Below are 13,261 nucleotides of genomic sequence, written 5' to 3' on the forward strand. Positions count from 1 at the left end.
TTCGCCGCTGCACCCCCTTCCCGCAACGGGAAGGGGGTGCAAGCGAGCATCAGGCCGCTTCAGCCAGCTCCTCGCGGGAGCGCCGACGCAACTGGCCGTAGGCCACCACACCCAGCAGCAACAGCGCCGGGATAAACATCAGCTCTTTCGGCGGCCGCTCCAGCTCCACCTGCACCGCGTCAACGGTCCAGCCAAAGTAGATGCCGGCATCTTCCGCCGCACTGCCAAAGCCAACGAAATCCACCACCATCTGGTCGCCGTTCTGGCTCAGTTCCAGCCCCGCCTGCATCAACCGGTCACTCGGGCTCTCACCCGCCGGCAGCGGCAGCTTGACGTAGGTGGAGATATCGTCCCCATCCACCGACATGCCGGACGCCTTGATCACCAGAGGCGCACCGTCCGGCACCTGATCGACGTGCGCCATGATCTCGGTACCGGGATAATCGGCGGTCTCCGGATAGACCATGTCCCACCAGAAGCCGGGCCGGAACAGGGTGAAAGTGATCAGCAGCAGCAGCGCGGTTTCCCACTTGTGGCTGCGGGTGAACCAGAAGCCCTGGGTGGCCGCCGAGAACACCAGCATCGCCGTCACCGCGCTGAAAATGGTCACCAGCAGGTCAAACCAGCCTGACAGCCCGATCAGCAACAACTGGGTGTTGAAGATGAACATGAACGGCAGGATGGCAGTACGAATGTCGTAGGTGAACCCCTGAACACCGGTGCGGATCGGGTCCGCCCCCGATATCGCCGCGGCGGCATACGCCGCCAGCCCCACGGGCGGCGTGTCGTCCGCCAGGATACCGAAATAGAACACGAACAGGTGGACCGCAATCAGCGGCACGATCAGACCGTTCTGGGCGCCCAGGGTCACAATGACCGGCGCCATCAGCGTGGACACCACAATGTAGTTGGCGGTGGTCGGCAGCCCCATCCCCAGGATCAGGCTGATCAGCGCGGTGAAGACCAGCATCAGCAACAGGTTGCCGCCGGAGATAAACTCGACAAACTGAGTCATCACCAGGCCAATACCGGTCAGCGTCACGGTACCAACCACAATACCCGCGGTCGCCGTCGCCACCCCAATACCCACCATATTGCGGGCACCGGTAACCAGGGAGTGCAGCAGATCACCCACCCCAGTGGAGAAGCTCTGTCCCAGCTGGCCGTGCTTGTGGAAGAAGGCCTTGAGCGGGCGCTGGGTCAGCACGATGAACACCATGAACACCGTCGCCCAGAAGGCAGACAGCTGAGGTGAGAAACGCTCGACGGTCAGGCACCACACCAGCACCACCACCGGCAGCAGGAAGTAGAGACCGGTCTTGACCGTCGGCCCCACTGGCGGCAACTCGTCCATGGCCCTTTCAGGATCATCTTCCGGCAGTTCCGGGAAGCGGGTGGCGTACCACACCAAGCCGATGTAAACCGCCAGCAACAGCGGGCCCAGCACCCAGACGGCAGCAGCGGCCAGTACGTCTTTGGTCCAGCCCACGCCGTAGTAGACCGCCAGGGTCAACACGCACAGCCCCAATGCCAGAACCACCCAGTTCAGCATGCGCTGGGCCATGGTCGGACGGTTGAGGCGCTCAACGCCCTGCATCTTCAGCTTGCACGCTTCCAGGTGCACGATGTAGATCAACGCGACGTAGGAAATCAGCGCAGGCAGGATGGCGTGCTTGATCACCTCAAGGTAGGAAATACCCACGTACTCCACCATCAGGAACGCAGCTGCACCCATGATCGGCGGGGTCAGCTGGCCATTGGTGGAAGCCGCCACTTCGACAGCACCGGCCTTGGTGGCCGGAAAGCCCACCCGCTTCATCAGCGGAATGGTAAAGGTACCGGTGGTCACCACGTTGGCAATCGAGGAGCCGGAAATCACCCCACTGAGACCACTGGAGACAACCGCCGCCTTGGCGGGACCGCCCCGCATATGACCCAGCAGCGCATAGGCGACCTGGATGAAGTAGTTACCAGCACCTGCCCGCTCCAGCAAAGCGCCAAACAGCACGAACAGGAATACAAAGCTGGTGGAAACCCCAAGGGCTACACCAAACACGCCTTCGGTACCCAGCCATTGGTGCGACGCCAGTTTTTCCAGACTTGCGCCTTTGTGAGAGATCACATCCGGCATGTAGGGGCCGGCCAGGGCGTAGGTGATGAACACAGCCGCAACGATGGTCAGCGGCAACCCCAGGGACCGCCGCGTGGCTTCCAGCAGCAGTACCAGGCCGCCCAATGCCACGATCATGTCCTGCAGGATCGGGGCGCCCGGGCGGGTGGCGAGTTGATCGTAAAATACGTAGAGGTAACTGGCGGAAAACGCCGCAGCAAGCGCCAGTACCCAGTCATAGACAGGGACTCGGTCAATGTGTTTGCCCTTGATCATGGGGAAAGCGGCAAACGAAAGGAAAGCGGCAAATGCCAGGTGGATCGAACGCGCCTCAGTGGAGTTGAAGATGCCGAACTCCACCAGATACGGCAGCGGCGACGCGATCCAAAGCTGGAATAGTGACCAGCACAGAGGAACCAGAAAGAGGATTACAGCAGCAGGTCCGGTGGCAGCCCTGCCTCCAGACTCGGTTTGCAGGAACTCGTCGACGTTCGCCTGTTCCTGGGGGTTATTGGCTCTGGGCTCACCATTGGCCATAGTTACGTCCTGTCAGAGATTTCAAACGGCTGGAAACAACAGCGGGCATCTGAAATGCCCGCTGTCTGGTTGGCAAGGGATCAGTCGATCAGGCCGACTTCCTTGTAGTATTTGAGGGCACCCGGGTGCAGAGGCGCACTCAGGGCGTCGGCAACCATTTCTTCCTTCTGCAGGTTGGCAAAGGCCGGGTGCAGACGCTTGAAGGTGTCGAAGTTTTCGAAGACCGCTTTGACCACTTCATAGACCACATCATCAGCAACGTCGGAAGAGCTCACGAACGTAGCAGCCACACCGAAGGTGGTGACATCCGCCTCATTGCCACGGTACATGCCGCCGGGGATGGTGGCGACACGGTAGTAAGGGTTGTTTTCAACCAGCTCGGCAGTGGCGTCGTTGTCCACGTTAACCAGTACGCTGTCGCAGGACGTGGTGGCTTCCTTGATCGCACCGGACGGGTGGCCCACGGTGTAGAAGAACGCATCGATGTTGCCATCACACAGCGCCTGGGACTGCTCGGCAGCTTTCAGCTCGGCGGCCAGGGAGAATTCGTCCAGATCCCAGCCCATGGCGTCCATCAGTACTTCGGCGGTCGCACGCTGGCCAGAACCGGGGTTGCCCACAGAGACGCGCTTGCCAGACAGATCCTCAAAGCTGCGGATGTTGGAGCCCTTGCTGGCTACCACGGTGAACGGCTCCGGGTGCAGAGAGAAGACCGCCCGCAGCTTCTTGTTGGCGCCATCGTCTTCAAAGCCGCTGGTGCCGTTGTAGGCATGGTACTGCCAGTCAGACTGGGCGACGGCGAGATCCAACTCGCCCTGGCGAATGGCGTTGAGGTTGTAGACAGAGCCACCGGTACTTTCCACCGAACAGCGGATGCCGTGCTCCTTGCGATCCATGTTGACCAGACGACAGATCGCGCCACCGGCCGGGTAGTAAACGCCGGTAACACCACCGGTACCAATCGTCACGAACCGCTGGTCAGCGGCGGAAACAGACATGGAGGCCGAGCCGAAACCGACTGCTGCTGCCATCGCCAAAGCGGAGAAGTTCTTTCGTAGTGCCATGAGCTCATCCTTTTTCTTCATCGTTATCATTAACCGCCCGCACACACTGGTGCAGGCAGACTACGTCTACGCATAGAACATAGACCAGTTCCCTGGGTAAATAAAGGAACGATTGCCACCCTAACCTTTTGAGCGAGCAACAAAAAAGCCCGTTAAAAACGGGCTTTTCCGGAAGCGGCGCCAAATTTACTTGGCAGACCGCGCTTTGGCAACCATCCGCTCCGGCCGGAGCAGGAAACGGGCCAGGGCCGGCAGCAGCCAGATCGCGCCCACCATGTTCCAGAGGAACATAAAGAACAGCAGGAAGCCCATGTCGGCCTGGAACTTGATGGGTGAGAAGATCCAGGTCACCACACCCAGTCCCAGGGTCACGCCGGTGAAGATAACCGCCTTACCGGTGGACCGCAGGGTCTCAAAGTAAGCCTCCTGCAGGGTCTTGCCTTCGAGCAGGAACTTCTCCAGCTTGCTGTAGATATAGATGCCGTAGTCGACACCGATACCCACCCCCAGGGCGATAACCGGCAGGGTTGCGACTTTGATGCCGATTCCGGACACCGCCATGATCGCCTCACACAGAATGGAGGTCAGGCCCAGCGGCACCACAATACACAGAACCGCACGAATCGACCGGAAGGTGACGAAACACAGCACACTCACTACGCCGTAGACGAACAGCAGCATCATGTTCTTGGCGCTGGAGATCACCTCGTTGGTGGCGGCTTCCACCCCGGCGTTACCAGTCGCCAGCAGGAAGTTGTGTTCTTCATTGCTGTTCTGAGCGGCAAAGTCCTCCACCTCTGCAACCACGGTCTGCAGGGTTTCGGCTTTGTGATCTTCCAGGAACACCAGCACCGGCGTCAGACTGCAATCAGTGTTGATCAGGCCCGGAGGTGCCTCACGGATGGACGCATTGATGATGGTCTGGTTGCGGGAGATCTCGTACCACTTCCAGTTACCCTCGTTGAGGGCCTTGGTCACGGTCTTGGAAACATCCGCCAGCGACGCCGTGGACTGAACGCCCGGAGTGTTCTGCAGCTCCCACTGCAGACTGTCCATCGCCCTGAGCACATTGTACTGAGTGCACTGCTCAACCGGCGTCTCCACCATCACCACCAGAATGTCGGCACTGGTGGAGTAGTTGTCGATAATAAAGGCGTTGTCCTGGTTATAGACCGAGTCGGGCCGCAGTTCTGGCGCGCCCTGATCCAGGTCGCCCACTTTCAGGTCCTGCTTGTAGTACAGACCCAGCCCCAGACCCAGCAAGGCAATCAGCAGGGAAATCGGCGCCACTCCCGGATGGGAGAAGTACGACATGATCCGCCATTTGCGGTCCTGCTTCTCGCCGTGGTTCTGAACATGGCGGACACCGCCTTTGGTAATGCCGATGTAGGACATGATCAACGGGTGCAGAACCAGGTTGGTGACAATCACAATCGCCACGCCCAGGCCCGCGGCAACCGCCAGGTCCTTGATCACATCAATCTGGATGAACAGCAGGGTCAGGAAACCGAAGGCGTCCGAGATCAACGCCAGCATGCCCGGAATGTACAGAGCGCGGAACGCCAGCCGGGCCGCCGTGATCGGATCAAAGCCCTTGGCGGCTTCCAGCGCCATCGCATTCACCACCTGAACACCGTGACTGATCCCGATGGCAAACACCAGGAACGGCACCAGCACCGAATAGGGGTCGAGGCCATAGCCCAGCAGGCGCAGCGCCCCCAGTTGCCAGAACACCGCCACAATGGAGGAGAACACCGGTACCAGGGTGCCGGCGATACAGCGGGAGTAGCCGTAGAGCAGCAGCGTGGTCAATACGATGGTGATGCCGGCAAACCAGGCTATGGAGCCAATGCCCTCGATCAGGTCACCGACCTTCTTGGCAAACCCGACAATGTGGATTTCGACGTTGGGATTCTGACCTTCGTACTTGGCGCGGATCTTCTCTTCGAGCTGGCGGGAGAAGGCCGCGTAGTCCAGTGGTTCACCGGTTTCAGGGTTGGTCTCATACAGCGGCGCGTAGACAATGGTGGACTTGAAGTTGTCCGCCACCAGCCGGCCCACCTGATTGGAACGCAACACGTTCTGGCGCAGATTCTCCAGGCTGGCCGGCGAGCCGTCATAACCATCGGGAATCACCTCACCGCCCTGGAAGCCCTGCTCGGTCACCTCAACCCAGCGGACATTGGGAGTCCACAGAGATTTCAGCCCGGAGCGGTCCACACCATCGAGATAGAACATCTCGTCGGTGATCTGCTTCAGGGTATCCATGTACTGGGGATCAAAGATGTCCCCATCCTTGGCCGCCACGGCCACCCGCACGAAGTTGCCCAGATTACCGAGGTCGTCCCGGTGCTCGAGCATGTTGATGATGTAAGGATGCTCCAGCGGAATCATCCGCTCGAAGCTGGCATCCGGCTTGATCTTGACGGCGTTGTAGCCCAGAAACAGGGTCAGGATCAGGAAACCGAACAGGATAATTGCCCGGTTGTTGAAAATAAGCCGCTCCAGGAACGGCTCGGCCTTGGGCGTGGTCAGGTAATGCTCACCCTTGTCATGCATCCGGTTGGACATTCAAAAAGCCCCTCTTCCTTTTATTCAGTTATGTCGCAGCAGGGCGAGTTACAGATCTCTTCCACGGGCGTCGGTCCGGTGTACACCGTCCTCGCCCACGATCAGAATGTCGGTGTCCGATACCGGCACCACGCTCATCACCCCTGCCCGCTCACTGCGGAAGTGTTCACGGAAGCTCTCGGCACCGTTTCCGCTGACCAGCACGGCACCGCCATTGCCCACCAGGGTAATGCGGCCGTCTTCGGCCACCGCGCCATCGTTGAGGGTGGCCTTGGCATCGTTGGGGACAATCTTCCAGCTTTTGCCAAGATCGGTTGACAGCAGGATGTTACCCCGCAGGCCAAACGCCAGGATTTCATTGACCTGACCGGTGCTGATCACGCCAAACAGTGACCCCTCATAGGGACTGGTGCGCAATTCCCAGGTTTCGCCATTGTCCACGGAGACATGAATCTGGCCGGCCTCACCCACAATCACCAAGGCCCCGCCGGTAATGCGGGTAATGGCATTGAGGTGAAAACCGGTGGGGTTTTCCAGCTGCCCCGACCAGTCCTGCCAGGTCTCACCGCCGTCCCGGGTGCGCAGAATCATGCCGTAAGCGCCAACTACAAACCCGTGCTGATCGTTCTCGAACCACACGTCCAGCAGCGGGTTAACCGGCCCGATGTCCAGATCTGCGCGGAGGTTATCCAGCGAGAACAGCAGGTCGTCCAGCGCCCACTCCAGATCTCCCTTCTCTTCTTCCGGCGCTTCTGCAATCCGCGCTTCCAGGGCTTCAGCCCGCGCTTCTTTGCCCTCGATGGCCAGCTTCGCCGCACCGATGCCCGTCAGTTGCACCGACCAGGTGTCGCCACGGTCATCACTGTGCAGCACCACGCCGCTGTGCCCAACCACCCAGCCTTCATTGGCCGTTGGGAAGTCCACACCGGTGAGGGTGACCGACACCGGCACCTGCCCCTGGGACCAGTTGGCGCCTTCATCGTCGGAAACGATGATATGCCCCCGCTCCCCCACCGCAATGATGCGGTCGCCCGCTGTCGCAGCGTCGGTGAGCAACTGGGAGGGAGCCAGGCTGGTTTCCCTGGCCGGTGTTTCAATCACATCCGCTAGAGCAAACGCTGCCGGGGCGGACAGTGCCATGGACAGGCCAAAGCATGCCGCGCCGAGAGCCTTGCACGTTACACGTGTAGCCATTCGATACGCCTATCTTGTAGTAATAATTAGTAATAATGATCAGTGTCTCTGTTGCGATCCCCTTGATCGCGATTCAGCTACCCACGCCGGCACCGTCACTGGTGCCGATCACGCTCACTGCTGGGCAGCCGCAACAACTCCGCTGGTGATCAGCGGACACTCCGGCGACGCAGTGAGGCGGGAGAGAAATAACGCCGGTTTGGCACATCGTCCGTGAAGACACGGGTTCCCGATTCCTCGGTATCCAGTCCCAGCACGTGGTAACGGCGGGCCTGCAAGTCATGGTAGACATCGAGCACAGTCCACACACCCGGCAGCTCGTAGTAGTTCTTCGCCAGGCCCATGGTCACCCGCCACAGCTCACCGCGGCTGTCGTACTGGTCGACCAGCAACACGTTCCAGCTGTCGGCATCGACATAGAACCGTCGCTTGGAATAGATATGCCGGGCGTCATCCTTGAGCGTAGCTTCAACCACATGCACCCGGTGCAACTCCCAGCGGGTCAGATCCGGGCTGATGTGGGACACCCCGAGAATGTCCTCGTAGGGCGTACCGGCCTTGCTCACCAGGTAGTTGTTGTAGGGAATGTACATTTCCCGCAGGCCCTCGTAGCGCCAGTTATAGCGATCGAGTGCACCGTTGAAGATGTCGGTATCGTCGGCAGTACGCAGGTTGTCCGACGCCGCAATGGGGGAATCGTAACCCAGGTTCGGAGCCCGCCGGACACGCCGCTGACCGGCGTTGTAACCCCAGCCATAGCGGGGATTGACGATCTGGTTCAGGGTTTCATGAACCAAAACCGCGCCACCGGCCAACCGTGGTGGTGACTGAGTAAACGAGAGGTAGTAGAAGATGATGTTGTCCAGCTCATCTTCCCCCCCCTCGGGGTTGTAGAAATTGAAGAACACTTCCTGCTGGGACGTCACCAGCGAATAGTCGCCATCGCTCTGAACCGCCACTTCGCTGGAACGACGGGTCGCACTGATGCCCCGCCAGCGGGTCAGGTGGTTCCAGATCACCTGCCAGGCTTTCTCTTCGTTGTTGCCATGGAGAATGGGGAACGGATAGCCACCGAAGGCGCCTTCAAGGCCGGCGCCCTCGCCCACGATGCGGGCGCTGGTGGCATTCTTGCGAATGTTGTCTGCCACCCAGTCCGGTACCGCGTGAGTACGCCGGCTGATGTAGACCGGTAGCCGGAACGTGGTGGGGTAGGTTTCCAGCATCGCCTTGACGCCATCCGGCAACCGCTCTTCATACACCGCCATGTTGCTGGCATTGATGGTAAAAAGCGGCTTGTCCTGAGGGAAAGGATCGATGTGATGCTGCCCGGAGCCCTCATAACCTGCTGGCGGCGTTGACAGGCCGCCGTCCCAGGCCGGGATGGTGCCAGCTTCGTTACCGGCTTTCTCCGAACCGAACGGAGTCAGGTCGCGGCCAAGCCGCGAGGCCTCGCTGGAAGAGACCGCGCCGAATGCCGGTGCGGCCGCTACGGTAAGCGCTAAAAGACTGCCCAGAAGAACGTTCTTGTTATTTCTCATTGTCTTTCACCTTAGGTGCGTCTGGAAGACCAACAGGTGGTGGGAGCCTTTAGCGGCTCCTCAGGTTTTTATCATGGACTACTGACTCATAGCATCGAAGGTTAGCCGAAGAGCCCTCTGGGGGCATCGACCGAAAGTGCGATTTTGCCGACCGGGTCTCAGGACCCGGCCAGGCTCTTGTGGACAACTTCATAGACATCCCGCGACAGACCGTCCTTGTCCCGGATCATCTCCAGCGCAGTTTTCATGCCCTCGCGGTAGACCGGCGCAAACTTGCGCCAGCGGGTCAGAGGCGCTACCAGGCGGGCAGCGATCTGCGGATTCAGATCATCCAGGCGCCGAACCTGCTCCGCCAGAAAGCGATAACCGGAGGCGTCGTCCTGGTGGAATTCCGACAGGTTCTGGCCAGCAAAGGCACCGATCACCGAACGCACCTTGTTGGGGTTGGTCCATTCGAACGCCGGATGGGTCAACAGCGCCCGGATCTTGCCAAGATGCCCCGCTTCAGTACTCGCGGCCTGCACCGAGAACCACTGCTCCACCACCTGGGGGTCGTCCTGCCAGCGCTGGTAGAAACCGTCCAGCACTTCACCACGTTCTGCAGCGAAACCGGAATTTACCAGTGCCCGCAGCGCGCCCATCTGGTCGGTCATGTTGCTGGCCCGGTCGAACTGGACCCGCGCCAGATCACAGGCCTCGGCATCGTCGATGTGCAGCAGCCACGCCAGTGCGGTATTGCGGAGGCTACGGCGGGCGATGGCCTCTGGCGTGAGTTGGTAATCGCCACTGTCGTCGTTGCGGTGGTAGCAAGCCAGCAGGTCTTCCCGCAGGGTCTCGGCCAACGTGGTCAGGACCTTTTCCCGGGCGCGGTGCAACGCCTGAACATCGGCCTCTTCGGCCAGTTCGATCAGATAGGCCAGGGACGGCAGATTCAGCATCTTGGCCACCAGCGCCTGATCCAGCGTGGCGTCATTCAGCAGCTGTCGGTATGCGTCGATCAGGCGGGCATCCACCTCTCCATCATCCGCCTGCCCCTCGAGTGCCTGGATCACATCAACCGCCAGGCGCTGGCCGGCATCCCAACGATTGAAGCCATCACTGTCGTGGCTGGCCAGGAACATCAGCTGGTCCCGGGTCCATGGGTAGTGCACCCGCACCGGCGCGGAGAACCCCCGCAGCAGAGACGGCACCGGCCGCTCCGCCAGGCCATGGAACTCAAAGGTATGCTCGGTATCGGTCAGCTCCAGAACCCGGGAAGCCGGTGCTTCGGTGTCACCATCCGCCAGCGCCAGCGGTAGGTCCGCGCCATCCGCTCCCAGCAGCCCCAGAGCAAAGGGGATGTGCTGGGGCTGTTTGTCGGTTTGCCCCGGAGTGTCCGGGATGCGCTGCTGCACCTTGAGACGATAGACGCCCTTGTCGGCATCGTACTCGTCGCTGACATCCAGTACCGGCGTACCGGCCTGCTCGTACCAGCGACGGAACTGGCTCAGGTCGCGGCCGCTGGCATCCTCCATCGCACGGACAAAGTCATCGGTGGTAACGGCCTGGCCATCGTGACGCTCAAAGTAGAGATCACTGCCCTTGCGGAACAGCTCCGGCCCCAGCAGGGTGTGGATCATCCGCACCACCTCGGCGCCTTTCTCGTAGATGGTCAGCGTGTAGAAGTTGGAGATCTCCATGTAGGACGCCGGCCGCACCGGATGAGCCATGGGGCCGGCATCTTCGGCAAACTGGGCCGTCCGCATCAGGGTGGCATCCTCGATCCGTTTGACAGTGGGCGATCCCATGTCCGCTGAGAACTCCGCATCGCGGAAGACCGTAAAGCCCTCCTTGAGGCTGAGCTGGAACCAGTCCCGACATGTAACCCGGTTGCCGGACCAGTTGTGGAAGTACTCATGGGCGACGATGGCTTCAATGCGCTGGAATGCCGCATCCGTCGCGGTATCGGGGCTGGCCAGAACGCAGGAGGAGTTGAAGATGTTAAGCCCCTTGTTCTCCATCGCCCCCATGTTGAAGTCGTCCACCGCCACAATCATGAAGATATCCAGATCGTACTCCCGGCCGTAGACCTCCTCATCCCAGCGCATGGAGCGCTTGAGGGAATCCATCGCGTGGTCGCACTTCTGGGCATTGCGGGATTCAACGTAGATGCGAAGATCAATGTCCCGGCCCGAGCAGGTGTGGAAGGTGTCGCGCTTCTCCACCAGGTCACCGGCGACCAGAGCGAACAGGTAGCAGGGTTTGGGGAACGGATCTTCCCAGGTGACGAAATGCCGGCCATCCGCCAGCTCACCACGATCGACGTCGTTGCCGTTGGACAACAGCACCGGATAGGCGGCCCGGTCCGCCTCAATGCGGGTGCGGAATCTGGCCATCACATCGGGCCGGTCGGGGAAGAAGGTGATACAGCGGAACCCCTCCGCCTCGCACTGGGTACAGAACATGCCGGACGACTTGTACAGTCCCTCCAGGCGGGTATTGTTCTGGGGCTCAATCCAGGTCACCACTGTCAGCTCAAAGCGGTCCGGCACCCCCGGCACCACCAGTTGCTCACCCTTGAGCTGATAGTCGTTTTCCGGCACCGCTTCGCCGTTCATCTGAACCGACTCCAGCACCAGGCTGTCACCATCCAGCACCAGCGCCTCGCCCTGATCCGGGAACTCCGGATTGCGGCGGATGCTCAGGGTGCTGTGAACCCGGGCGCCGTCTTCGAACAGCTCAAACCGAAGGTCCACATGATCGACCAGGAACGCCGGGACCTGGTATTCGCTCAGGTAGATGGTTCGTGGCTGATTCGTTCGCATTGCGTTCTCCCTACAACAGGTGCGGCCGACCGCCGCACGGGATGTGATTCTTCCGACACCGGCGCTCAGTCCTGTACCCGGACGCGGACCTCATAGGCGGTGTACTTGCGGATATTGATGACGCCGGTATCCAGCATCAGGTACTGGCCCTTGATGCCCTCGAGACGACCGGTCACCAGCGGGGTTTTGTCAAGATTATGGCTTTTCACCTTGTCCGGCCAGACCTGGACCGGATAACTGAGACTCACGCACTCCTCCGTCACCTCGCGGATCGCGTCGTCACCATGCTGCTGCCTCAGGGCAGCCAGCTCCTCCTGGATCACCCCCAGCAGATGGCGCTTTTCCGCCTCCAGGTCGATCGGCGGCGCCTCCCCCTTGAGCATGGTGCGCCAGTTGGTGCGATCAGCCACATGCTGCTTGCAGGCCACCTCGACGAAGCCGGCCAGTTGCCGAGTTGCCACCCGCAGCATTGGCACCGCGGTAATCGCACCCTGGTCGACCCAGCGGGTAGGAACCTGGGAGGCCCGGGTGATACCAACTTTGACACCGGAGGAGTTGGCCAGGTACACCACGTGTTCGGTCATGCAATGGGTTTCACCCCATTCCGGCTCGCGGCAGGTACCTTCGTGATAGTGACACTTCTCAGGATTGACAATGCAGGAGTCACAGGCAGCAAGCCGTTTGAAGCAGGGGTAACAATGGCCCTGACCGAAACTCTTGCGGGTACTGCGGTCGCAGTGGATACAGCGGATGGTACCGGTGAATTCGAGGCTGATGGGATGCCCTATCAGGGCATTGAGGGCAAGACTCTCGTCCCCCACCCGCAACACGTATTCGACGGGATCGGAGGCGGTAACGGGCATCTTGCGCAGACGCCCGGTGACATCAATAGCGGTCGACAAGGGGCACCTCAGCTCAGGATACGGATCGGAGCCGCGTCATCGGAGCTGCCACAGGTCTCCCCCTCTGCCTTCTTGCCGCGATCGATGTAACCAACCCGTTCTTCCTCCGGGACATTCTTGCTCTCATAGTGAAGCACCGCCTCCATACAGAGCTCACGCTGCTCGGCGCTCAGAACCCGACCGTCCGGCCATTTGCCCAGTTCCACCGCCTGACGCAGGCTCTGGTACACCGTCGGGTCCATGCGTTCAATCAATTCTTGGTACGTCATCACAGTTTCCTGCTTCGCATCGAAAAAATTTGGAAAAAAACCGTGTCAGGGGTTGAACAAAACAAATGATAACAATTATCATTACTTCACCAAATGACGACGGTCGTTAGCATTTGGTCTCTCTCATCAGGAGCTTAACTGCTCATTCACGCCCCACCTTTTGGTGGGGCTTTTTTTTGCGTCTGTCTCAGGCAATTCTCCAGACACTCCTCAAGCTGTCCCTGCCGTAATACGTTTTCTGCGAACGTTTTTTTCGAACTTTTTTCCGATTT

At 60.2% G+C, this 13,261-nt stretch carries 8 protein-coding genes; all 8 read right to left on the reverse strand.

The window, feature by feature from the left end; genetic code table 11:
• Positions 1 to 49 precede the first annotated feature (49 nt).
• Entirely contained in the window at positions 50 to 2,647 is a 2,598-nt protein-coding gene (locus J2887_RS14615; RefSeq protein WP_227171832.1) for a TRAP transporter permease, read from the reverse strand.
• Positions 2,648 to 2,727: 80 nt separating this feature from the next.
• On the reverse strand, positions 2,728 to 3,711 hold the full coding sequence (locus J2887_RS14620) for a TAXI family TRAP transporter solute-binding subunit (protein ID WP_227171833.1): 984 nt from the start codon (positions 3,709 to 3,711) through the stop codon (positions 2,728 to 2,730).
• A 186-nt stretch (positions 3,712 to 3,897) separates the two neighbouring features.
• Positions 3,898 to 6,282 carry an efflux RND transporter permease subunit gene (locus J2887_RS14625; protein ID WP_227171834.1) on the reverse strand — a complete coding sequence of 795 codons (2,385 nt, stop codon included), beginning with the start codon at positions 6,280 to 6,282 and terminating at the stop codon, positions 3,898 to 3,900.
• 48 nt (positions 6,283 to 6,330) lie between these two features.
• Positions 6,331 to 7,476 (reverse strand): WD40/YVTN/BNR-like repeat-containing protein, encoded by a 1,146-nt coding sequence (locus tag J2887_RS14630; protein WP_227171835.1) that lies wholly within the window; start codon positions 7,474 to 7,476, stop codon positions 6,331 to 6,333.
• A gap of 149 nt (positions 7,477 to 7,625) precedes the next feature.
• Positions 7,626 to 9,014, reverse strand: a complete 1,389-nt coding sequence (locus J2887_RS14635; RefSeq protein WP_227171836.1) for a DUF1329 domain-containing protein — start codon at positions 9,012 to 9,014, stop codon at positions 7,626 to 7,628.
• A gap of 158 nt (positions 9,015 to 9,172) precedes the next feature.
• Complete coding sequence (pepN, locus tag J2887_RS14640) at positions 9,173 to 11,818, reverse strand: aminopeptidase N (RefSeq protein ID WP_227171837.1); 2,646 nt, start codon at positions 11,816 to 11,818, stop codon at positions 9,173 to 9,175.
• Between the two features lie 65 nt (positions 11,819 to 11,883).
• Positions 11,884 to 12,681 carry a DUF2797 domain-containing protein gene (locus J2887_RS14645; RefSeq protein WP_228752883.1) on the reverse strand — a complete coding sequence of 266 codons (798 nt, stop codon included), beginning with the start codon at positions 12,679 to 12,681 and terminating at the stop codon, positions 11,884 to 11,886.
• A gap of 47 nt (positions 12,682 to 12,728) precedes the next feature.
• Entirely contained in the window at positions 12,729 to 12,989 is a 261-nt protein-coding gene (locus J2887_RS14650; protein ID WP_227171839.1) for a YeaC family protein, read from the reverse strand.
• Positions 12,990 to 13,261: the final 272 nt, after the last annotated feature.

It is taken from the genome of Marinobacter sp. CA1, from assembly GCF_020546665.1.
Taxonomy (GTDB): Bacteria; Pseudomonadota; Gammaproteobacteria; order Pseudomonadales; family Oleiphilaceae; genus Marinobacter; species Marinobacter xestospongiae.

Excerpts from the sequence above, each read along its gene's own strand:
- J2887_RS14635 (WP_227171836.1), bottom strand. The coding sequence starts at position 9,014 with ATGAGAAATAACAAGAACGTTCTTCTGGGCAGTCTTTTAGCGCTTACC.
- J2887_RS14650 (WP_227171839.1), bottom strand. The coding sequence starts at position 12,989 with ATGACGTACCAAGAATTGATTGAACGCATGGACCCGACGGTGTACCAG.
- pepN (WP_227171837.1), bottom strand. The coding sequence starts at position 11,818 with ATGCGAACGAATCAGCCACGAACCATCTACCTGAGCGAATACCAGGTC.
- J2887_RS14630 (WP_227171835.1), bottom strand. The coding sequence starts at position 7,476 with ATGGCTACACGTGTAACGTGCAAGGCTCTCGGCGCGGCATGCTTTGGC.
- J2887_RS14615 (WP_227171832.1), bottom strand. The coding sequence starts at position 2,647 with ATGGCCAATGGTGAGCCCAGAGCCAATAACCCCCAGGAACAGGCGAAC.
- J2887_RS14625 (WP_227171834.1), bottom strand. The coding sequence starts at position 6,282 with ATGTCCAACCGGATGCATGACAAGGGTGAGCATTACCTGACCACGCCC.
- J2887_RS14620 (WP_227171833.1), bottom strand. The coding sequence starts at position 3,711 with ATGGCACTACGAAAGAACTTCTCCGCTTTGGCGATGGCAGCAGCAGTC.
- J2887_RS14645 (WP_228752883.1), bottom strand. The coding sequence starts at position 12,681 with ATGCCCGTTACCGCCTCCGATCCCGTCGAATACGTGTTGCGGGTGGGG.